Annotated in this window: 17 protein-coding genes and 2 pseudogenes; 14 read left to right on the top strand and 5 right to left on the bottom strand. The window is 39.7% G+C overall.

All coding sequences use genetic code 11. The features are described 5' to 3' along the window. Window positions 1-233: 233 nt before the first annotated feature. A complete protein-coding gene (locus V7L20_RS01975; protein ID WP_334742449.1) occupies window positions 234-5,900 on the bottom strand; it encodes an alpha-2-macroglobulin family protein in 5,667 nt (1,888 codons plus the stop codon). A 524-nt stretch (window positions 5,901-6,424) separates the two neighbouring features. Between V7L20_RS01975 and pbpC the strand changes: the two genes are divergently transcribed. Next, window positions 6,425-8,851: a penicillin-binding protein 1C gene (pbpC, locus tag V7L20_RS01970; protein WP_334742448.1), complete on the top strand. Its 2,427-nt coding sequence runs from the start codon at window positions 6,425-6,427 to the stop codon at window positions 8,849-8,851. A gap of 334 nt (window positions 8,852-9,185) precedes the next feature. Here pbpC and V7L20_RS01965 read toward each other — a convergent pair whose 3' ends face one another. The 3 genes from V7L20_RS01965 to V7L20_RS01955 form a co-directional block, all read right to left on the bottom strand. Further along, window positions 9,186-10,790, bottom strand: a complete 1,605-nt coding sequence (locus tag V7L20_RS01965; protein WP_334742447.1) for a sensor histidine kinase — start codon at window positions 10,788-10,790, stop codon at window positions 9,186-9,188. A 284-nt stretch (window positions 10,791-11,074) separates the two neighbouring features. Further along, window positions 11,075-11,284: a hypothetical protein gene (locus V7L20_RS01960; protein ID WP_334742446.1), complete on the bottom strand. Its 210-nt coding sequence runs from the start codon at window positions 11,282-11,284 to the stop codon at window positions 11,075-11,077. Between the two features lie 479 nt (window positions 11,285-11,763). Next, window positions 11,764-12,702, bottom strand: a complete 939-nt coding sequence (locus V7L20_RS01955) for an NmrA family NAD(P)-binding protein (RefSeq protein ID WP_334742445.1) — start codon at window positions 12,700-12,702, stop codon at window positions 11,764-11,766. Between the two features lie 200 nt (window positions 12,703-12,902). On the opposite strand from V7L20_RS01955, the gene V7L20_RS01950 reads away from it, so the two are divergent. From V7L20_RS01950 to V7L20_RS01890, 13 genes and pseudogenes are all read left to right on the top strand, one after another. Beyond that, window positions 12,903-13,664 (top strand): red chlorophyll catabolite reductase, encoded by a 762-nt coding sequence (locus tag V7L20_RS01950; RefSeq protein ID WP_334742444.1) that lies wholly within the window; start codon window positions 12,903-12,905, stop codon window positions 13,662-13,664. 17 nt (window positions 13,665-13,681) lie between these two features. Beyond that, a complete protein-coding gene (locus V7L20_RS01945; protein ID WP_334742443.1) occupies window positions 13,682-14,725 on the top strand; it encodes a nitrilase-related carbon-nitrogen hydrolase in 1,044 nt (347 codons plus the stop codon). A 134-nt stretch (window positions 14,726-14,859) separates the two neighbouring features. After that, entirely contained in the window at window positions 14,860-16,278 is a 1,419-nt protein-coding gene (locus V7L20_RS01940; RefSeq protein WP_334742442.1) for an aldehyde dehydrogenase family protein, read from the top strand. A 502-nt stretch (window positions 16,279-16,780) separates the two neighbouring features. Further along, a complete protein-coding gene (locus V7L20_RS01935) occupies window positions 16,781-18,280 on the top strand; it encodes a P-loop ATPase, Sll1717 family (RefSeq protein ID WP_334742441.1) in 1,500 nt (499 codons plus the stop codon). 188 nt (window positions 18,281-18,468) lie between these two features. Next, complete coding sequence (locus V7L20_RS01930) at window positions 18,469-18,684, top strand: hypothetical protein (protein ID WP_334742440.1); 216 nt, start codon at window positions 18,469-18,471, stop codon at window positions 18,682-18,684. Between the two features lie 15 nt (window positions 18,685-18,699). Next, window positions 18,700-18,939, top strand: coding sequence for a type II toxin-antitoxin system RelN family antitoxin (locus tag V7L20_RS01925; RefSeq protein WP_334742439.1), 240 nt, complete (start codon window positions 18,700-18,702; stop codon window positions 18,937-18,939). After that, window positions 18,932-19,306 (top strand): type II toxin-antitoxin system RelE/ParE family toxin, encoded by a 375-nt coding sequence (locus tag V7L20_RS01920; protein ID WP_334742438.1) that lies wholly within the window; start codon window positions 18,932-18,934, stop codon window positions 19,304-19,306. The genes V7L20_RS01925 and V7L20_RS01920 overlap by 8 nt, the downstream gene beginning before the upstream one ends. A gap of 58 nt (window positions 19,307-19,364) precedes the next feature. Continuing rightward, window positions 19,365-19,575 (top strand): annotated as a pseudogene (locus V7L20_RS01915) (hypothetical protein). A gap of 202 nt (window positions 19,576-19,777) precedes the next feature. Then, window positions 19,778-19,930 carry a PIN domain-containing protein gene (locus V7L20_RS01910; RefSeq protein WP_334742437.1) on the top strand — a complete coding sequence of 51 codons (153 nt, stop codon included), beginning with the start codon at window positions 19,778-19,780 and terminating at the stop codon, window positions 19,928-19,930. A 168-nt stretch (window positions 19,931-20,098) separates the two neighbouring features. Next, window positions 20,099-20,272 (top strand): hypothetical protein, encoded by a 174-nt coding sequence (locus V7L20_RS01905; RefSeq protein WP_442936978.1) that lies wholly within the window; start codon window positions 20,099-20,101, stop codon window positions 20,270-20,272. A gap of 105 nt (window positions 20,273-20,377) precedes the next feature. Then, the gene (locus V7L20_RS01900; protein ID WP_334742436.1) at window positions 20,378-20,824 is read left to right on the top strand and encodes a DUF3598 family protein; all 447 of its coding nucleotides are present in this window, start codon (window positions 20,378-20,380) and stop codon (window positions 20,822-20,824) included. Window positions 20,825-20,975: 151 nt separating this feature from the next. Next, window positions 20,976-22,364 (top strand): histidine--tRNA ligase, encoded by a 1,389-nt coding sequence (gene hisS, locus V7L20_RS01895; RefSeq protein WP_334742435.1) that lies wholly within the window; start codon window positions 20,976-20,978, stop codon window positions 22,362-22,364. Window positions 22,365-22,491: 127 nt separating this feature from the next. Beyond that, window positions 22,492-23,127 (top strand): restriction endonuclease subunit R, encoded by a 636-nt coding sequence (locus V7L20_RS01890; RefSeq protein ID WP_334742434.1) that lies wholly within the window; start codon window positions 22,492-22,494, stop codon window positions 23,125-23,127. A gap of 160 nt (window positions 23,128-23,287) precedes the next feature. On the opposite strand, the pseudogene V7L20_RS01885 reads toward V7L20_RS01890, so the two are convergent. Further along, window positions 23,288-23,482: pseudogene (locus V7L20_RS01885) on the bottom strand (hypothetical protein); the annotation flags it as partial.

Below are 23,482 nucleotides of genomic sequence, written 5' to 3'. Positions count from 1 at the left end.
AGAAGTCAAAAGTTAGTTGCAGAAATGCGTAGGCTAGCAAGAACCATAAGCATCGCCCCTTTCAAATCTTAGTCATATTAGATTGGAAAAAAGCATACCGGATGAAGTCTTAAAATTGACTGTTCCGGCTCATCGGGCAGTTAAGCGTTCCACCCTAGCTAAAATTTTAAAGCAGGCTCGTATAAACTTGGAAAGATTTTTAGATTTGTTGTAGCCAGAAATGGTATAAATAATTACTTTCCATCCTCCAGTATTAATGTAGACTCAGCAGTACGCCCAAATTCTTCTGATGCATATTGCAGGTGAACTTGGGCACCAGGCCAAGAAAACGTACCAGGAGTAACAGAACGGACTAAGTAATGCAGACTATAAACTCCTGGTTCCAGGTGGTCGGTGTAGGCGATAATGCGATCGCGGTAGATATTTCTAAACCCAAGTTCCCAGTTATCAGCTTTTGCTTGTAATGCAGCTGTCGTAGTTTGAAAACTTGCATCTACCGCCTCAAAACCTGATGGTAGCGGATCTTTAATCACTAAATGATCCACAGGATGATCGGCAATGATTTCTAAACCAATATCAAACACTTGTCCAGAGGCTAAAGTTAAGGGTTTATCGAAAGCGTAAAGACCTGTTTTTTGTAAAACTTTCTCTTGATTTACTTGACTAATTTCTCGTGTTATGCGTAACCCGTTAAACCTTCCAGGTTGATTTCCTTGCAAGCGATAATTATAAGCAACCAAATAGTGCAAAGTGCCATTTCCTGATTTTTGCAGCGTTAAATCATTACGACCACGAGGTAATTGATTCATCGGTACATTTAGCTGTAAGCTAGGATTTTTGTAGCCTTCAAAGCGATTTTCTCCTAACTTATTACCAGCTAATTGCACTGTAGCAACAAAATTAGGTGGTGTGGGTTGCAGTTGACTATAATCTACCAAGGCTGTTAAGGCTTGGGCATTATTATAGTTAGTTTGCCATGTGCCATCTCGTCGCAATGCCAGAAGACTTTGGAATAATTTATCTATAACTTCGGGTTTACTTTGTTTAGCAATCAATAAACGTAAAGCTTCCGCCTGTGTTGCTGTAGATGAACTCATCCATCCCCAACTGCTGGGTAAACTCACAACTGCTGTGCTACCAGTTTCATATATATTCTGTTGTAGCTTATTCACTAATTGTTGAGATTCATCTCGCCATTCTGGGAATTGAGATAAGTATCGCGCTAATTTAATTTGAGTTACTAAATCAAAGTTATTGCGCTGTTCATAAATATCTGCGAGAAAAGTATTGCGCTTCTCACCCAGTTCTGATAAAGAAATTAAAGCATTAAGTTGCAGTTGCCTTTTACAGAGTAGCTGTTTGCAAAAATCGTATTCTCCAGGATTCGCCAGAACTTTTTGCAGATAAACTTTGAGGCGAGACAGCATTGCAGAATCAACTAAATTAGGGAACATCTGACTAGCTTTAGCCAAAGATTCACCCGCGTAAGAAGAAACCCAAGGGTCAGATTTTTCTTGTCCTGGGAAAGCAGCAAAACCACCATCTGCTATTTGCAGTTTTTGTAATTGTTCAATTGCTTGATTTGCCTGTTGTGTAGGATTAAATTCTGCAAATGTCTGACCATATTTTTGTGTAATATTTTGTAGTTTAGCAGCAATCATTAATTGACTTGCAGCAGGTTCTGTAAACGGTAAATCATCATCTTCTAAAACTTGCTTTGCTGGTGCTTTAATCTCCGTTATCAAAGTACTCGCCAACTGAATATCTAAACCTCCCGCATCAGGGAAGGTATTTTTATCAACATTCAGGGGAATCTTCACCTGTTTATCGGTTACACTAGACTCAACGACTTGTTCTGTAATTTCAATTGGCTTAATTTCCAAAGGTACTTCAAAAGCATCTGCAGCTGTACCATTTAGCTGAGTGGTAAAGCGAACTTTACCAACTCCCACACTATCCGCCACCATTGGAAAGCGATAAGCATGAGTTGCAGATTCAGCTTTGGTTTGCAAAGAAGTAGCTGTAGGATTTTTGTCAGCAAACTTCACCGTACCGCTAAGTTCGCCATTTATTGAGAGATTTCCTGTATTTGCAGTGTTGTTAGTTACAGATAAACCAGCGAGGATGCGATCGCCTGGACGGGCAAATTGTGGCAAGATGGCATTAGTTAGCAGTGGCTTAGTGGTGATAAACGTCGCGTCCCCATTCCCAAAACGCAGATTTCCATCGGTGGCTACAGCCATCACCCGCCATGTAGTTAAGTCATCCGGGAGTTTAAAGGTTATCTGGGCATTACCATTAGCATCAGTCAGAACAGAACCGTTGTAGTAAGCTAACGCTTGAAAATCTGTGCGAGTGCGAGTATTGGCTGCACCAGTTGAAAAACCACCGCCATAACCCCAACCTTTAGGTTTAGCTACATCTTGTGGTTGTAAAATTACATCTGGTCGATTATCGCTAAAGCGGGTAGAAATCGGCTGTTCTGCATAAACTGTATCCACCAAATCTGGCGGACGATAACCAGAAAGTTGTAACACCGCTTCATTTACCACCATAACTGTAAATTGTCCTTTGGTGGGATTGCCTTGATTATCCTTCAGTTCCAGTTGTACCGTTTCCTCTGCACCAGGTTCTAATGATGCTTGCACTGGCTTAACTTGCAGTTTTAAATATTTATCTTCTAAGTTAACTTTAAAAGGTGTAAAACCAATCTTCACCAAGTTATCTAAACTTCCTGTTTCCACTTGGTTTATGGGTTTACCTTGTCTGACTAAGACAGCTTCAATGGCTGCGTTTGGCAACATTTCTTGCGTGACTTTAAACTGAATTTGTGGTGCACTTCCCTGAGTTTTGGTAATTTGCTGATAAAGGGGTTTGTCTTTAATCACAGCAAAGTACAATTCTGCATCTGGATAGGGAGATTGAATTAGTACAGTAGCGGTTTCACCAGGTTTAAACTCTTTTTTATCTAATTTAACTTCTAAGACATCTTTTTCTTTAGAACCCCAAAATACAGGATTTTCTCCAGATGCCCAAATTTGTAAATCTGTCGCACTTAATTCGCCTTTGGCATCACTAAAATTAACTCTAATCCGGTATGAATCAGATTCCGGTGCTGTCAAATTTACCGATTGTGGATTGCTAGCAGATGTAATTTCTGCTTGTCCTACTGTTTTATATTCAACTTGATTTTTTGGTGTTCGGCTACCTTCCACCAACTGCGTGACGCTGCTGTATTTAATCTGTTGTAATTCCAGCCGCACCCGTTGACCTGTTATCGGTTTTCCTATAGGGTCAGTAACAATCACTTCAATAGGAAAAGCCTTACCAGCATCAGCAATGAAATTACTTTTTAACCCGATAAGGCGGTTACTTGGTAGGGCTGTAAAAGTTTTGGAATTCGCTACAGATAGGTTAGAAACATCTGCAACTTGCACATCTACCTGATAAGTCATTGGATATGGTAAATCATTAGCCACATTTACAGTTTGACTACTTTTACCATTAGCATCTAGCTGGGCATTACTTTGCAATACATCACTAGATATAGTAGGGGTTTCTTCTGGCCATAACCATTGCCTACCAAAAGTAAATTCCTCCCAACCTTTAGGAACAAAATTAGCCTGTTGGCGAGTAATAAAGTATTTTGCTTCGCCACCTTCTACAGGCGCACCAAATAAATAATTACTTGTAGCATTAATATTAACTTTCTCGTCAATGAGAGCAAATTTTTTATCTAAGTTGAGTTCGACTTGAAAATTGGGTGGCTTAAACTCAGCTACCCGAAATTCTCCAGAAATTTCTTGCCCATTCTTACCTTTACCCTGGATTGTATAATAACCTAAGCGCTGAGTAGTCTTGATGGGCAGTTCTAAAGAAAATGTACCAAATTTATTTGTTACTTGCGTACCTAAATTAGTCTTTTGCCCATCAGGATTAACTAAAGTTAATTGGTAAACAGCATTTTTATCTTGTTGGATTACACCATTTTGTAAAAAGTCAGCAAAACCAGTCAGCCAAGCTTTTTCACCTGGTTGATACAACTGTCTATCAGAGAAAATTACCCCGCGTGATTCAGGTTTACCATCTTGCCAATCTGCATCAATACCATAGCCATAAACGCCGCTATATTCTTCAACTCTCGCAAATGCCCAATCTTGATTTTCCCGGGCAATTACTAATAATTGTGGTGATTTACTAGAACTTTCATTCCCAGAATAACATTGCTGTAATCCTTCACGACTAATTGTCAAAGTTCCATTTTCATCAGTTTTACCCGTTGCACAGGGTACAGGTTCAAGACGAGATTTAGCCTGTAACTTTGATTGATAAATTTCCAGAGCAGCCGCTTGAACTGGCGAACCATCTGTAAGATGATTGATGCGAATTATGCCTGACTCAGGAAACCACTGAGTAAATACGCCCAAATTCGTCAATTCAACCAATCCATAAGTTGTGGGTTCTCGCCACAGTTCCTTGCCATTCTCCTGATATTTATTAGTGCGGGCTTGTACTCCATAAGCTAACATTCCCATACCTGCACTTATTTTTTCCCGCAGAGGAACAGCAATATCAACTGATTGATTTTTCTTACCTGATATCTTAAAGCTTTGCCAATCAGAAGGTTGTGGTAATAAATCACTACCATTATTAAAATGAACTAAATCTGTCGGTTTAACTACTCGATAAGCTGCTTTATATTTCGATTCTGGCAAATTTATCGTACTAATATTTAGCTGTAAATCTTTACCTGTCGGGAAAATATTCAAATCTGATGGTACCCAGATATCCCCAGCTAAATCTCCAGTATCATATTTAAGTGTTACGGTTTTACCTAAAATTTGACCAAACTTATCTTTGAGGTTTTTGCCGATAGTAATTGTATAACTCGTGGCAGGTTCTAGCGCGTAAGGATTGATGCCGACAATTTTATCTTCATCATTTATTTGAATAATTCTATAAATTTCTTTTGGTGCTGGATTAATAGTAATATTTTCTTTAATTGAATCTGGCAATAAGACGTTATTAAATTCTAGCTGAGGACTGCCTTTAATAAATCGTCCAAAAGTTCCACCTGCATCTGGCTGTCCATAAAAGTTAATTTTTTGAAATGCCAAAGGCGAATAAGTTGCTAATTTACTGGCAAATTCTTTTTCTGTAGGGAGATTGCCATAAGCAGGACGTATTCCTGGAGAAAATACTAGGCGATAAGGGGTTGCTTTTTCGAGATTTTGCTGGGGAATGAGGTTATAAATCCAATTGCGTGCTGAAGGATCAAATTTTTCTAAAGATTCTTCATCTTTTAATGGTTTTTCTTCTTGATTTAATTCAAATTTAAAACCTGTACCTTTATTTTTACCCTCGGAAATTAACTGTAAATGTTCTTGTAAAGAAGCTAAATCCAATTTTACATTAGAAGTAAACTGCAATTTCTGTTGTAAATCAATTGGTTCGAGATCAGCCTTTTCAATTGGATTGACACCGGGTAGATTAGTCAGATTGATAGATTCGGTATTGAAAGTCCAAGGTAAATCTTTGTTTAAGCGATGATTTTTTAAATCGCCTAAACCTGCTTTTAGAGTGACTTGAAATCTTGTTGCTATTGGCAAGGCTTTCTCAGCTTGAAAACCCACCATGCGCGGTGTCAAAAAGCGAAATTGACCGGGTAAAGGCGGCCAAAGAGAAAATTTTTCTAATATTTTCTGCCGTTCTGGACTGTCTAGGCTTTCAACTGGGATTAAAGCTTCTTTAAAACGGATTCGGATTTGGTTAAGAGGTTTTGTTTCTCCAATGGGACTAATTTGTTCAATCCAGTCTGGTAATTTTGGTGGTGTGAGTGGAGATACTGCTGGGAGTTGTTCTTTATTTGAGTTGATACCAAAAAAATTACATCCTGCCATCCCAAGCATAAATGTAAAGAGAAGAAGATACTGTATTTTTCTCTTTCGGTTTGAGGAATGACTAATTTTTTTTAACGTAGACGCTTCGGCTTGCTGCAGGCTACCGCTAAGGACGTTAAGTACACCAACGAAGAAATGGAGAATTTTATGGTATAAACGGAGTAGTACTCTGATAATCATATTTTTAGTAATTCCAAATGAAAATTCACAAATTATAGCGAATAAAAGCTTGTATCCCCTTATGGAGTTGGCAATGCCAAGACTAGTAAGAGAAAGCGGATGACTATTTTTTCCTAAAATATTGGATTTAACTATGTTTATTTACATAGATAACCAATACCATGTGATTGTTCCGCAAAATCACTACAATTCTTAACTATAAAGAAGTATTTAAGTTATACAAATATTGATTTATATCTGCTAAGTTCTGAAAAATAGATTATTAAGGATTTGACATATTTCCTGATTTAGATGTAATCGCCACGTCAAAATTAAAGTAAGTTTTCTTGGGCAGGGATTCCCTGATGAAACTAATTTCACGATCACTACTCAAAATTAAGCACAGTAGTAAGATTATCTTAGCTGGGCTGGTAATATGTCTGGTTGTACGCTTGCTACCTTATTTTGCACCCATTCATACCGCAGACATTGCCCAAAATCAACTGGCAATGCAATTTAGCGATCGCAATGGTTTACCATTAGGAACATTACTCACCCGTGATCAAGAACATACGTCAGTAATACCACTAAATCAGGTTTCGCCCCAGTTTACCCATGCTATTTTAGCCGCCGAAGATGGCAGCTTTTACCATCATGGGACCTTGGATATGAAAGCTGTTATCCGCGCCAGCAAAGAAGCCATCCACGCGAAACGAATTATTTCTGGCGCTTCTACAATTACTATGCAGTTAGCACGGATGTTAGATCCAGTGCCCAGCAGTTTCTCTGGTAAACTGAGTGAGATTTGGCTATCTTGGCGGTTAGCAGCAGGGATGAGCAAAGATGAAATTCTTTCTGCATATATCAATCGGCTGCCAATGGGAGGGAATATATATGGTGTGGAAGCAGCTGCGCGGACTTATTTTTCCATCCCAGCTAGTGAGTTAAATCTTGCTCAAGCTAGTTTGTTGGCTGCTATTCCTAATAATCCCACATACTTTAACCCTTATGAGCATTGGGAACGGCTGAAGCAGCGACAAAAATACGTCCTCAATCGGATGGTACAAGAAGAGTATATTAGTGATGCGATCGCAGCTCGAACATCCGCCGAAAAGGTTGTGTTTCAATCTCGCCAACGGGGAATTATCGCTGCACCACACTTTTTGTTTTGGTTAGCCAATCAAATCCCCCCTAGCCCCTCTTACAAGGCGGAGAATCAAGCCCCGCTTTTTAAGAAAGGTTGGGGGGATCAATCCGTTATTCGCACGACTATAAATCGCCCCTTACAGCAATTTGTCGAAGCACAGGTGCAGCAGGTGATTTCTTCTCTCGCTGCCAACAATGTCCACGATGCAGCTGCATTGGTAATTGACAACCACACTGGCGAAGTTTTGGCTTATGTCGGTTCCCCTGATTACTTTAATGAAGCCAAACTGGGACGCAATGATGGAGTGCAAGCGCTACGTCAACCAGGATCTACTCTCAAGCCTTTTGTGTATGAATTAGCTTTAGAAAAAGGTTTAATTCGCCCAAATACCATTTTGGCAGATGTACCCGCCCATTATGCAATCCCTGGCGCGAAACTTTATAGCCCCACGGATTACACCGAAAGCTTTCTTGGCCCAGTACGGGTGCGAATCGCTTTAGCAAATTCTCTAAATGTACCCGCAGTCAGGGTTTTAGAAAAAGTAGGCGTAGAAACTTTCTTAGAACGTCTGCATCAATTGGGCTTTGAACACCTCAATCAAACTCCAGAACATTACGGTTTAGGGTTAACTCTCGGTAGTGGCGAAGTCAGTTTATGGGAATTAGCTAGAGCTTACGTTACTATGGCACGACTCGGAGAAGCTACGCTGCTAGTAAGCACATTTTCTGATTCCCCAATCCAAAATCCTTCGATGGCTCCTGAGCGAAGTCGAAGGACTGAGCGAAGTCATTCGCGTAGCGTTCCGCAGGAAAGTCCCAAATCTAAAATCCAAAATTTGACGACAATATGGCAATTAATCACCAACATACTTAGTGACAACCATGCTCGTGCAACAGCATTTGGTGTAGACTCTGTGTTACATTTACCTTTCCCCGTTGCTGTTAAAACTGGTACTTCTTCCAATTTTCGGGATACTTGGACAGTTGGCTTCACCACAGATTACACCGTGGCTACTTGGGTAGGCAATTTCAACGGCGAACCGATGCGACAAGTTTCAGGTGTTACCGGGGCTGCACCCTTGTGGAATCGAATTATGTTACACTTGCACGAACATCAAGAACCAGCAGGTTTTCCACCTCCAGAAGGTTTAGTGCAATTACCTGTTTGTGCAATTTCCGGGTTACGACCAACACCAGATTGTACCTCAGTCGTGCAGGAATATTTCTATCCAGAAGATAAAATTGCCTACGAAGGTGACAATCAATTCAAGTTACCACCAGAGTATGATGAGTGGTTGGCAAAACAACAGCAATCGAGTCTTGTTTCTACCAATTTGAGAATTTTATCTCCGCATCATGGCGATTTATTTTTACTGTATCCAGGTGAAGAAGCGAAGCAAAAACTCGAATTTAAGTTAGCGGGAAATAAATCTGCGCCTGTTGAATGGTGGTTGAATGGGGAAAAGCTAAATACAAACTCAGCTAATTCTTTCTTTTGGAATTTGCGTCCTGGTAAATGGACTTTGGAAGCAACAAGCAAGGAGATGGCCGACAAGGTAAGTTTTCAGGTGGAATTAGCTAGTATTAAACCTACGCGTCGAGGATTTTCTATTAGTAATTCTCAAGAAAAGGAAAATCGTCCATAAATAAAAAAGGCAGGGATTACCTGCCTAGTTCCGTTAAACAATTTGATGAGTAAACTATTGCAGATCATATTGACAAAGCCATTGCAAGATTATGTCAAAGGTATGACCACAAATAATATATCTGTTCCAGAAACAATATAAGCTTAAACAAGAGGCAAGGGAGCAGATAATACCAATTCCAGAAAAAAATGAAATAGATGCATAGGTTGGGTTGAACTTTAGTATTACCCAAAATTACAAAACTTTGAGGTATTGGGTTTTGTCCCTCAACCCAACCTACATTCGTATCATATTTTTTGTGAAGTGGTATAAGCTGTACAGTGCATATATTTGCTTACCGCGTCTGCTTAATCGGAATCTCAATCAAAAACTCTGTACCCTTACCAGGTGTAGAAATACACTCGATTTTTCCCTTGTGCTTATCTACTATAATCTGGTAACTAATAGATAATCCTAAGCCCGTGCCTTTACCTATAGGTTTAGTAGTAAAGAAAGGATCAAACAATTTAGCCTTAACTTCCTCTGGTATTCCTGGGCCATTATCTTTAATACTAATAATCACGCACTCTTCATTCTTAACTTGAGTATGGACAATAATAGAGCTAAGATGTTTTTTAGCCTCTCCTTTTAAACACTCTTCTTCCCATTCATATAAAGCATCAATAGCATTACTTAAAATATTCATAAATACCTGATTCAGTCCTCCTGCATAACATTCAACAAGAGGCAAATCACCATAATCTTTGATTATTGCAATTTCCTGCTGTTTATGCTTTGCTTTAAGACGATACTGTAAAATTAATAAAGTGCTATCAATTCCTTCATGAATATCAACAGGTTTCATTTCTGCTTCATCAAGACGTGAGAAGTTCCGCAAAGTTAGCACAATCTCACGAATGCGGTCAGTACCAACTGCCATTGAAGATAATACTTTCGGTAGATCATTAATAATAAATTCTAAATCTATCTCATTAAGAAAACTATTTAGTTCTGGATTGTAATTAAAAATTTGTTGCTGATACAGCTTAATTAAACTTAGTAAGTCCTGACTATATTCTCTAACATGCATCAGGTTACCATAAATGAAATTAACTGGATTATTAATTTCATGAGCAACACCAGCAACTAACTGACCTAATGAGGACATTTTTTCAGTTTGAATAAGTTGTACTTGAGCGTGTTGCAATTCTTGCAGTGTCTGTTGTAGTTGATTATTTTTTTGTTTTAATTTTGCCGTTCTCTCGGCAACTTCCATTTCTAACCTATAATTCGTTTCTTCTAAAGCAGCTTGAGCAACTTTTTTAGCTTTTAAGTATTTTTGTAATAAATGCAATACTAAAAGCCATGCCGGAATCAGCATTGCTAAACTTATAATAGATTCTAAAATTGCCCAAAGCATTCTTTTGTAATAATTATCAACTTTCTGCTGTAAATGAAGTGATATATTACGCTTTATTTTTGCAACACCATCAGCGTAAATTTGTTTTTGAGTTTCATACTCGCGGTTAGAAAGTAGTATTTGTGCTATCTCTTTCTGATTTCTTTTAACTAATTCAAAAGATTGATACTCCATTGCAACTAAGCGCTGATTAGCTGCATCAATTTTTTTAGCATCCTCATTTTCATATACTTTAGGAGCCAGTTGAATAGATTCTTTAATAGCTAAATCAAGTTTAGGTTCAAATTGGCGATATCGTTCTTCCCAAATAATTTTTCCTGTAGCAGCATTCATGCGTGCTGACATCGTTAATACTTCATCAAGATAAGTAATTTTATCACTTAGTATTTGGAGTAAAAATTCATTTTTAGTAATACTTTTAAATGAATAATATGCTTGCCAGTTGAGGCAAATTTGAGGAAGAAACAAAACTAATGTTAGCAGTAAAGTTACAGTTACGATTTGATAAGGAAGGAATCTCATTTTATTAGGTAGGTACATTTTAAAAAGGCTATTTATATAGATACTATTTAAGTATTAAATTTATATTTTTGAGTTTTATTTTATTTAGATTAATCATCAAAATATTTTTAAATTTTAACTTAATTCTTATTTGTTTATTTATATTTAGTTTTTTATTATATATAAAATCTAAATCAAAAATTATTTAATATTTAAAAAATATAAAAATATAGAACAATAAATCTATTCATAATTTTTAAAATTAATAAATATAGCTTATTACTCTTTAAGTCGTTCCCCATTGTAAATCCAATGAGAAAAGCCTAATCTTGAGGAGAATTACCTCTACCTAAAAGCATGTGAATATAATCATGATGGCGCAGACTAATTTTTACAGGTAACGCCAATAGGCTATTAGGGTTATCTAGTAACCAAATTACAAAAGAAATTTTTGGTTTATATAAAGTAAATATTACTGAATGTGCTTTTTTTAAATTGTCTAGTTGAAAAGTTTCATCTAAATCAAAAGCCATAGGTATACTTATAACAAAAGAACTAACTTATTAGTATTTGTTTTTCTTCTGATTTGTCTATATTTACCGAGAAAATTCTTTTTGTTTTTACAATTAAGTATAATAAAAAGTATTTTGGATAAAGTTACAGTATTATTACTTAATATAGAGTAAGGGCAAAGGCATCTAAACGAGGAATCATCGACTGATAAGGTGGATTGCGATCGCCGTAGGCGAGCGGATACGCCATTGCAAAGCGTCTTGTACAGTTGCAAAGTAATCTCAAAACCCTATGACTGCTTTATTTCACTATCCTACGGGAAGCCAGCTTCGGCGTTTACGTTCTACTCAAAGTGACAGGATTATAACTAAACATAGGAGTGAAATTAAATATGCGTTACTTAGAACCCTTGTAGAGACGTAGCACTGCTACGTCAAAACAATTCTTTTTCACTCATATCTCTACTGGTTAAAGGTAGGCCAACTTTTGCCACAGTGTACTAATTCAATCGCAGACTTTCGTAGGTGAGTTCCGCATTTGCCCAGTTGGTTTCTGCCAGAAATTCCCTAAATGTCGTCAGAAGTCCAGGAAATTCCTCTTCTCGTAAACGCCAGACATCGGCTTGATAACCTTGCTTGCGATACCACTGAATCAAATCGAACAGTTCCTTTTGCAGCAAGAGTAAGAAAATCCAGGCGGGTGTCTCTTTGTAGACAACTTTCATCCCCTGCGCTTGGGAGAATGCCTCTGCCATCTCAAGAGGAGTCAGCACATCCCCAGCTAGCTCAATTTCTTGACCAATATACTTGGTAGGATGTTTAATTACATAAGCTGCAACGCGGCCCATGTCCTTGGTTGTAATTAGATGAAGGGGCAAGTCTTGCTGAATGGAAAATGGGAAACTACCTTTGAGGATAGAAGGTCGCGTGTACTTCTTCCAAAACTCCTCCATAAACAAGCAAGCTCGCAACATAGTAGTCGGTAAGCCAGCTTCTTTAAGAATTTTCTCTACTTGGTACTTTTGCTCAATGCGGGGGATTCCTGAATTCCTATCCGCCCCACCTGCAGAATTGTAGACAAAATGTTTGATATCAGCAAGTTTTGCAACTTGTGCAACTCGCTTTGCCCTCTCCACCTCTAGCGGGTCAATTTTAGGAGAATCCGCAGAAGTAGCGTGGCAATAAACAGCCGAAATTCCTGCAAAGGCTGCTATGAGAGAGGCTTCATCGTCGAGGTTGGCTTTTACCAGTTCAACTCCGGCATCGTTGAGTTTTGCAAGAATTGGACGATTAAGGTCAATTTCTCTAGTGATGACTCGCATCTTTGTAACTCCCTGTTCGAGAAATCCCTTAACGACATTTCCACCTGTGCCGCCAGTAACTCCGATGAGTAAAACTTTATCAGTGTTTGACTCTGTGCGATCGGGGAAATTTGACATTCTCTCTTCTACCTGGAGTTGTTGATTTAAATTAAGTTTATCCAAAGACAACAGAAGCAAACAATAATTCCACGCTACTTACAGTCGTTCTGGCTCAGTGGAAGATTTAAGAATAACTCTGACAGAAGCTAGATGCTGGATTTTTGCCTTTACATTATGCTTTGTTTGCATTCATTATCTAAAAAGGATACATACAAACAGTGCTTGAGCAGCAACCTAATGTAGACAGTACAGCCTTATTTAAGCAGTTGTGGGGTTGGACAAATGAACTCCGTCAGAAAATAGACGCTCGTTTTGAATTACATTCAGATCCGTCTACCAAGAACTTTCAAAACTACTCTGCCTTGATTGGAGAAGCCCACGGCTCGCTCAACACCTTCTCTGGTTCAGAAATTGATTGGCTAGTGCATTCATGGTTGCGCGAACCTAAATCAGGCTTTTGCAATATGCACCTAACTGTTTGGCTCAAGTCGCAAATTCGTGTTCCTCATTTGGCTGTTGTCTTTGCCACGGTTCCAGAACTGTTCTTTTTTATAGATTACGTCCCTCGGACTGATCTATTCACTGACCTAAATTATTTGGATCGTTACTACGAACCTGTTAACCAGACATATCTGGCGTTTCTTGGAGATTCACGTTTTCAGCAGTATATTAGCAAAACGCTGTATATCCGTCAGGTACAATCCCATACTAGTTTGTGTTACACCAGTCCAGTTACAGAAGAGACACTAGCTCGTGTTCATACGGTAGCGCATGAAATGATAGATCGTTGGCTAGGTTGGGTAGATGAAGCTGAACCAGTAGCAGAATCCGAGCGTGCTGCTTTATCTGAGCGTGACTTATTTGTGCGCCGTACTGTTGCTGAACGCGACCCAGACAACCAAATTGCTGTGCGGCTATTTGGAGCAGAAATGACAGATAAATTAGTCCGATCGCTCTGGGGTGGCGATCGCATTCTATAGAATTTGGTGAGGGAATTTTGGACAATAATACTGATAATCTCGACTCATACCGGGCCTTAGCACTTCAAGTTACCTGTCATGCAGTTAACCAAGCAAGCGATTGCCACGAAGCGCGATCGCTCATGCAAAACTCCATCAACTGCCTAGCACAACAAATTGCTGCCAGTATCGCTTTCATCGGCTTTGATTGTCGTTTAATTGTACTGCCAGAATATTTTCTCACTGGTTTCCCGATGGGAGATTCTCTCTTAGGATGGGCAGAAAAAGCTTGTATAGAAATGGCTGGTGCTGAATATGAAGCACTTGGTAAAATTGCCCAAAAGCATAAAATCTTTTTAGCTGGTAACGCCTACGAAGTTGACCCTAACTTTCCCGGATTGTACTTTCAAACCTGCTTTATTCTTGACCCCTCTGGCTCAATTGTTTTGCGATATCGGCGGCTGAATTCCTTATTTGCTCCTACACCCCATGATGTTTGGGATAAATATCTTGACTGCTATGGTTTAGAGGGAGTTTTCCCTGTAGCCAAAACTATGATCGGTAATTTGGCAGCTTTTGCATCAGAAGAAATTTTGTATCCAGAAGTGGCGCGGTGTCTGGCGATGCGAGGAGCAGAGATTTTTGTCCATTCCACCTCGGAAGTATATAACAAAAACCTCACGCCCAAAGATGCGGCAAAAATCACTCGCGCCGTCGAAAATATGGCTTATGTAGTTTCAGCTAATACCGCAGGCATCGCTAATATTGCTATCCCCATTGCTTCGGCTGATGGTGGCTCTAAAATCATTGACCATCGCGGAATCGTTTTAGCACAAACAGGTGCAGGTGAGAGCATGGCAGCATTTGCAGAGATTGATTTAGGAGCATTACGCCGCGATCGCCGCCGACCAGGGTTAAATAATTTACTTTCACGCCAGCGATTTGAACTATACGCCGAAAGTTATCACACATCACACTTTTACCCAGCTAATACTATGCTAAAGGGAGAAGTAGACCGCAAACACTTCCTCCAAACACAGCAAGCCACCATTGAGCGGTTAGCCAAACTGGGAATTATTTGAATTGGAGCATTGGGCATGTGGCATGGGGCATCGGGAAATGAAAAACTCCACGCCACTTGCAAGATGGAGTTTCCCGTCGCTTTCGATAAAGAATAATCAATAACTCTTTACTAATGACAAATGACAAATGACTAATGACTAATCCAATAGAAGTCCGCAATCCTCGAACTGGCAAATTTGACTACGTAATTATCCCGCCGCCTCCCAGGCTGCTGGCACAGCAATGTAAGCGCACCCGCAGGGCGCAAGTCCGCTGGCAGAAACTAGGCTTAGAGGTGAGAATTGATGCCTTACAGCAGTGGAAAAAAGCGATATTATCAGGGCGCGATCACTTGACAGAGGCTTTGGTAAATGATACAGGAAGATTATCGCTCTCAGTATTGGAAATAGACTCCTTCCTCTCTATCATTGATCGCTGGTGTAAGTTAGCGCCAGAATTGCTGCAAGACTCTGCCAAAAACACAGCAATTCCATTTATCGCTTTGCAACAAACATCCGTTCCTTATCCCCTAGTTGGGGTAATTAGCCCGTGGAATTTTCCACTGTTACTGTCAACTATTGATACCATTCCGGCATTACTGGCGGGTTGTGCTGTTATTGTTAAACCCAGTGAAATTGCTCCCCGCTTCGTAGCACCACTGAAAACAGCAATCAGCTCCGTTCCTGAATTGCGCGACGTATTAACTTTTGTCGAAGGAGCAGGCGAAACTGGATCTGCTTTGATTGACAATGTAGATTTGGTGTGCTTTACAGGCAGTGTAGCGACGGGGCGAAAAGTAGCAGAAGCGGCTGCTAAACGGTTTATTCCAACTTTTTTGGAATTAGGAGGAAAAGACCCTGCGATCGTTTTAGAATCAGCCAATTTAGAATTAGCAACCTCAGCAATATTGTGGGGTTCCGTCGTCAACACCGGACAGTCATGTTTATCAATTGAGCGAATTTATATTGCTGAATCGATATTTGAAAAGTTCTACCATCAATTAGTAGCTAAAGCCCATCGTCTTCAACTAGCCTACCCCACAGTCGAAAGTGGAGAAATTGGCCCCATCATCGCCGAAAGACAAGCAGCAATTATTAGCAACCATCTGCTAGATGCAGTGGAAAAGGGAGCAGTAATTCACTGCGGGGGTGTAATTGAAGACTTAGGTGGGGGTTGGTGGTGTCGTCCGACAGTTCTCACCCAGGTTAATCATTCCATGAAAGTGATGACCGAAGAAACTTTCGGCCCCATTATGCCAGTAATGCCTTTTTCCACAGTAGAAGAAGCAGTGTCTTTAGCGAATGACTCAATTTATGGATTGAGTGCTGCTGTTTTTGCCTCGGAAGCCGAAGCATTAGAAGTTGCTCAACAGATAGATGCAGGTGCTATTAGTATCAACGATGCTGCACTTACCGCTCTCATGCACGAAGGAGAGAAAAATGCCTTCAAATTCTCCGGTATGGGAGGGTCACGCATGGGTGCAGCCGCGCTGAAACGGTTCATGCGAAAAAAAGCTATTTTGATTAAAACTAACGCTACTAATGACCCTTGGTGGTTTGAGAATGGGGAGTGACCAATCCATCATCACTATTTAACTCATTACTGTAACCAATGGCGTAGCTTGCCGCCAAAGGCATCGCATTCTCATCCTGTTCAAAATATCTGTTTTACCAGAGGCGATTGCCTCTGCTACAGTTTCGTCCACGATAACCAAAGCACCTGGAAGAATTTTGATAGTTTTGGTTCAGAATACAAGTCCATTCGTTGAAAGCACAAGTCCATTCGTTGAAAACACAAGTCTATTCGTTTACTTGGTCAGTGGTCTGGTATTGAAGTATGGCAAAGCCAGCCGGAAAGATGAGATGACAGGCGGGGTACGCAAAAGCGATGCCTGCGGCGAGCTACGCCTACACATTCGTAAAGCCACCAGCAGTTACTACAAGACTATCTGTCAGTATTTAATGTCCTCACTGGTATTACATACGTAACTTTTTAACCCTAAAAGTACTGGACGACCACTGAGGCATCGGCTAGAGTTGAAGCGCTGTCGGTTACTGTTGACCTTGCTTTGATTTATGACTACCAATCCAAACCAGATTCTTAAAAGGATAGATTTCGGTAATGAAGCTGGAGATGACGTTCAGCCATCTGAAGTTTTAAATTTCTTTGTTGAGCAATCATCCTTTGAAAAATTTCTTAACCCAACAAAAAGTATTCTTCTAGCAACTGCTAAAAAAGGGGTTGGTAAATCTGCTTTGATTCGATGGATTGAAGCCAAGATTCAAGAGGAGCATGGAGACGATGTAATTGTTATCAGTTGTAAGGGTAGTGATTTAGTTCGCTCTAATTTTAAGCTCTCATCTGAGCTTAAGTTGCCAAATGACTATATCCGAGACTGGATGGTGCGTATCTGCGCTCTCGTAAATCGCCATATTGGTGCAGAGCTAAATTTAGCACTTAGAGATGATGCAATTACTTTGGTCGAAAGTGCAGAGCTTGATGGTTTCAAAAGTCGTAATCTTGTGTCTGCACTAACAGATAGGCTAAGGAAATTAATTCCGCAACAAGCAACTGTTGAGAAGCTACACGCAACCAATGAAATAGAGCTTCTAAAGCGGTTTGATGGAAAGAAGGTATGGTTTCTCGTAGACGATCTTGATGCTACTTATCAACGCACTCCTCATGAAAATCTAGAATTAAGTACCTTCTTTTCAGCATGTCGCTATCTTGCTGCTCAGGTCACTGGCATAAATTTCAGAATAACCATGCGAACTGACGTATGGCCTTTAATACGAAGATTTGATGAATCGCTTGACAAGTTTGAGCAATATGTTCATGACATTACTTGGAGTCAGGCAGACTTCCGAACTCTGCTCTATAAGCGGATCAGATATCAAATGAATTCTTTAAAAATAGAAATTTCTTTGCTGCCTGTATACTCAACAGAAATCGAGATTGAAGAACATTATGTCAATCAGATTTTTGAAACACGAACACTATGGAATAACAACGAAAGACCTATGTATCAAATTATTTATACTCTTTCCTACCATAGACCTCGATGGGCTATTCAACTATGTAAATTTGCACAAGAAGAAGCCATTCGGGAGAAACAAGGATTAATTACTAAACAGCATATAGATGCAGTTTGGGGAGAATATGGGAGGAAACGTATTAGTGATTTAATCGCAGAGCATAAGCATCAGTGCCGTGATGTAGAAGAGTTGATAAATGGTTTTAGAGGCGCAGAACGTCGAATGACGCGGGATGAATTAATTTTATGGATCACTAATCACATAACAAATCATTTATCGCCAGTGATCGAAGGCAAGCCAGTAAAATCGCCTTTAGATATTGCACACTTTCTGTTTAGATTAGGCTTTGTCGTTGCTAGAGCGGAAAAGGAAGATCAAGGATATGAGCATTATTTTTTCGCTGATATGCCTGATTTTCTTTCAAGCAGAACGAATCAAGACTTCGGTATAATTTGGGAGATCCATCCATGCTACCGTCAGGCTTTAGATATTCAAAAACTCAATCAGTATCAGCAAAAGAGGCGTAACTATGCTAGGTAAGTAGAGGCAAAATGCATTAACCGAGAGGCCTAACAATTCAAATGCATCTTAGGATTTTGATAGTTTGCTAGCAGGGCAAAATTGAGCCAGAAGTTTTTTTGATCTATTTGCGATCGCCCATTGTCTGCGAAATTCTGGATCTTCATACAACTGCCAGTATGTACCCAGCAATCTCAGCTGAGAATTTATTGAAGATTCCAATCACTCTACCGAAAGAATCTACTCGTCAAAAAATTACAGAAAAGGTCATGGAATCTCGCAAAGCACGGGAGCAATCCAAGCAATTGCTAGAAATTGCTAAAACAGGAGTAGAAAGAGCGATCGAAACCGATGAAGCAACAGCAACGGCTTGGATTGTTCGGCAACTTGAAGTCTTGGACATTAACCTAACCACTACTACTTAGCATCTTGGAGTAGCAATGAAAGCATTTAAAGTCATGGCAACAATTAATGAGCAAGGACAGCTAACACTAGATCATCCTCTCACAACAGATAAGAATAGCCGCGTAGAAGTTATTGTTCTAATTCCAGAAGAGGAAGTTCTAAACGATCAATCTCAAGCAGAAGTCTTAACAGATTTCCGGCAAGCTTGGCACGAAGCCATGACTGGGCAAACTATCCCGGTGGCTCAACTTTGGGAAGGGCTTGAAAATGACTGATCGGGCTTTCATTCAAGTTGAAGCTTCGCCAACGTTCAACCGAAATTTACGCGCTCTTGCCAAGAAGTATCGCAGTATTCGGAATGATATACAACCCATCATCGAACAACTTGAGCAGGGAGAGTTACCAGGAGATAAAATACCTGGGGTTGGTTATGCAGTCTTCAAGTTAAGAGTCCGAAATAGCGACACTCAAAAAGGTAAAAGCGGTGGCTATCGTCTGATTTACTATGTCAAGACAGCAACGGGAATTATTTTGTTGACTATTTATGCAAAATCTGAACAAGTCGATATTGCCGCAGATGACATTCAGAGCATCATTACAGAATATGAGGAACGGGCGATCAAAGATAAAAAGGATATCTAAACAAGAGCCACCGAACCTCCTTACAACGTCCAAATTCCAATCGAAGGGTAGTAAAGCGATGCAAGCCAAACTCCAAGAGCAACTTTCCCCCAATAAATAATGCCGAAGTTATTTTAGGATGCTTACCTGAACGAATTCGCGCCGCTCTTATTGCTCGTGCTACTGAAATTGAATATCCAATCGAAGCAGTTATTGAGATGGCAATTACAAGTTTTCTCGATACAGAGGCGTTGGGTTTTGCAGATTGCAAGCCAGGGCGTGGACAATAAGACCGTCAACTAGCGATCACACGCGGCAAAACTGGCGAAAGATATTGGTGTGGATAAAGAGGTTACTTGCAGCAGCTCAACCAGAACATTAAAAGCCGACGAGAAATGCGATCGCTTGCAAGAAAAACGGAATTCGTTATGCTTCAGGTCAAGTTATCCCTCGATTCATTCTTAGCAAGCGGCTGCCTGTATTTACTATGACTTGCGCCGCCAAGGGCTTACCGTTCGCAGCCCAATCGATTGCTGCATTGCTCAAACGGCTGTGGAAAATAATTTGCTTCTGATTCACAGCGATCGCGACTTTGAAACCATTGCCCAAGTCAGATCACTTCAACACTTTCGCTTTCAACCTTGAGTTTCTCCTGAAAAACTGACGGGCAAGTGCTACAAACGGAATTCGTTATGCTTCGCGTCAAGTTATGCCAGCGATGATTAAAGTCGTCTTTGACAACCTTCCCCACTCTCCACTCATAATATGCGAACATAATTAAGTTGTAGCTGACTGCCTGCACAGAGATTTAAAATGGATACCATTGCAATCCCTGTTCTGAATCGCCTAGTAGATGCCACGGTAGAGATTCCTGTTTCTAAAAGTATTACCAATCGGGCATTACTCGTCGCGGCCTTAGCGCCAAGTGACTCGATTTTAGAAAATGCCTTATTTAGTGAAGACTGGCATTTGCTGTCACTGGCTTAAAGGTTCCAGGCATTGTAATAAAAGACCCTGGTTGTACAGCGAAAACTTTTCCCCATTACTTTACTCGATTTTTCCAAATGTTAGAGCAATAAAAGGTGAATTGCAATGTCAAATATTAGAGAAGGAATGCCCGTACTTGTCCGTCATGAAGGAGACTGGGTAGGAACTTATACAGTAATTGATACAGCCGGAAAAATCCTCGACAAGTATGAGTCTCACTTAACTTGTCAATTTCCAGAAAATGGCCCTCATCCCTACTACCAAATCAATCGCTATAAATGGTCTGATGGTAAACGAGAAGAATATGAATTTCCAGGAAGCTATAAAGATAATAAACTCTGGTTTGATACTGATCGCATTGACGGAAAAGCTTGGGAAGCCGATGATTCAATTGTGATTTTGTGGTTTAGTTATAAAACAAACCCAGAAATGAGTTTATATGAAATGATCTACATAAGTCCTGATAATAACAATCGTGCCCGTACTTGGCATTGGTTTAAAAACAATCAAATCTTTCAACGCACACTAATTCAAGAAGAACGGGTAAGATAGGAATTTCTGTTATTAGAGATAATCACTCATTTTTCTTCAGTCCCCGCAGGCGGACTACCCTGCGGGAAGCCGCAAAGCGTCTATGTTTGTGTAGCCACAACTTCCAGTCGTTAGGCTTTTATCTTAAATTTAAACTTAGTAAGGTACACGCATGGCCAAAGGTGACAAAATAAACTTTTCTACTCCTAGCGGTTTCCCAGAATTTTTGCCTACTGAAAAGCGTCTAGAATTATATTTGTTAGATATCATCCGTAGAGTTTTTGAAAGCTATGGATTTACGCCTATTGAAACACCTGCTGTGGAACGTTTAGAAGTGCTGCAAGCTAAAGGAAATCAAGGCGACAATATCATTTATGGTATTGACCCTATCCTGCCACCAAATCGACAAGCCCAGAGAGATAAATCAGGCGAAACTGGTTCAGAAGCAAGAGCTTTAAAGTTTGACCAAACAGTTCCATTAGCAGCATATATTGCCCGTCACCTGAATGAGTTAACCTTTCCGTTTGCTCGCTACCAAATGGATGTAGTTTTTCGTGGTGAACGGGCTAAAGATGGGCGTTTTCGTCAGTTCCGCCAGTGCGATATTGATGTAGTTGCTCGTCGTGAACTCAGCTTGCTCTATGATGCTCAGATGCCTGCAATTATCACTGAAATATTTGAAGCAATAAATATTGGTAATTTTCTGATTCGCATCAATAATCGGAAAGTTCTTACAGGTTTTTTTAAGTCAGTGGGAATTACTGAAGATAAAATTAAATCGTGTATTACTATTGTTGATAATCTGGAAAAAATTGGTGAAGGTAAAGTAAAACAAGAGTTAGAAAAAGAGGGAGTCTCAGGAGAACAGACTCAAAAAATTATTGATTTTATTAAAATAGATGGTTCCGTTGATGAAGTATTAGATAAACTTAAGCATCTCGCTCAAAGTCTGCCTGAAACTGAGCAATTAAGCCTGGGAGTTAACGAATTAGAAACGGTTATTGCAGGCGTGCGTAATCTTGGAGTTGCCGAAAAACGTTTCTGTATTGATTTATCCATTGCCCGTGGACTTGATTACTATACTGGTACAGTTTACGAAACAACCTTATTAGGACATGAAGCTTTAGGTAGTATCTGTTCTGGTGGAAGATATGAAGAATTAGTTGGGGTATTCTTGGGTGAGAAAATGCCTGGTGTAGGCATTTCTATAGGATTAACTCGCTTAATTAGTCGCTTGTTAAAAGCTGGTATTCTTAGTACCTTAGCTGCTACACCAGCCCAGGTGATGGTAGTGAATATGCAAGAAGATTTAATGCCAACTTATTTAAAAGTTTCGCAACATCTGCGTCAGGCTGGAATTAATGTCATCACTAACTTTGAGAAGCGTCCTTTAGGTAAACAATTTCAGCTAGCCGATAAACAAGGAATTCAATTTTGCGTAATTATTGGTTCCGAGGAAGCAGTAGCGCAAAAGTCATCACTGAAAGATTTGAAAACAGGTGAGCAAGTAGAGGTGCTATTAGTAGATTTAGCTGAGGAAGTTAAAAGAAGGCTTGGCTAATAAACGTTGATAATAATATAAACTGCAAAAATTTAAATCCACGTTCTTAAGTGCGATCGCAATATACTTCACAAAACTACGAGCAGCATGAATCTCAATCATTAGATCAACAATTAAGCAAAAATATATGACAATTCTCAACGCTCGTAATTTATCCTTAGAAGAAGTTCAGCGTCTGTTTGGCTTTCAAGAACAATACAGTGACTCATTTTCTAACTACTTATCTCTGGAACCTCTCACGGAGCTAGAACAGCAGGAACTTTTGCAAATTAGAAATGACTTTCGACGCTACCTTACAGCAGGTAAAGTTTCTGAAGGTCAGGTAAAGTTTCTTGCAATTGCCCCGTTACTCAGATTAGCTGGTTTTTATCGCTATCCTATTGAGATTCTTTTGGAGGAGAATATTGCTGAGATTGAGGTTGAAGATGAAGATATCAAAATCAAAGGCAGATTTGATATTTTAGCTGTAAGTAAAGCTAAACATACAAAACCTCAAAGATATTTTTGGGTACTGTTAATTGAATCTAAAAATAGTCAGGTTGATATTTCAACTGGTTTACCTCAGCTACTCACATACTCTTATAAAAATTTAGATAATCAAAAATCAGTTTGGGGATTAGTGACAAATGGTAGAAGTTATCAGTTTGCCTATATTGAACAAGGAAATCCCTCTATTTATTATCTGTTACCAGAATTAAATTTAATGGAAACAGAGCGTTCAAGTCGGTTGCTACAAGTTCTAAAAGCAATTTGTCAGCTTTAAGAAAAAATATATCGCATGGTAAGGAATATTTAAGCGATCGCTTTTGTATGTAATAAGCTTTAACCTCACTTCCATTCCTCTCTCCTAAAAGGAGAGAGGCTTTGAATCTTACTCCCCTTCCCTCGTAGGGAAGGGGCTGGGGGTTAGGTCTGTATTAAACTCAACTACAAGCTACATCCACGAGTATCAAAGACTCATTGACAAAGCTCTGAGGTTTATTAACGAAGCTCTGAGGTTCATCGACGGAGTTCAAAGACTCGTTCACGAAGCTCTGAGGTTCATCGACGGAGTTCAAAGACTCGTTCACGAAGCTCTGAGGTTCATCGACGGAGTTCAAAGACTCATTCACGAAGCT

Origin of the sequence: Nostoc sp., from assembly GCF_036916735.1 — a bacterium.
Taxonomy (GTDB): Bacteria; Cyanobacteriota; Cyanobacteriia; order Cyanobacteriales; family Nostocaceae; genus Nostoc.
Note: the sequence above shows the minus strand (reverse complement) of the source record. Positions and strands in the feature narration are given on the sequence as shown.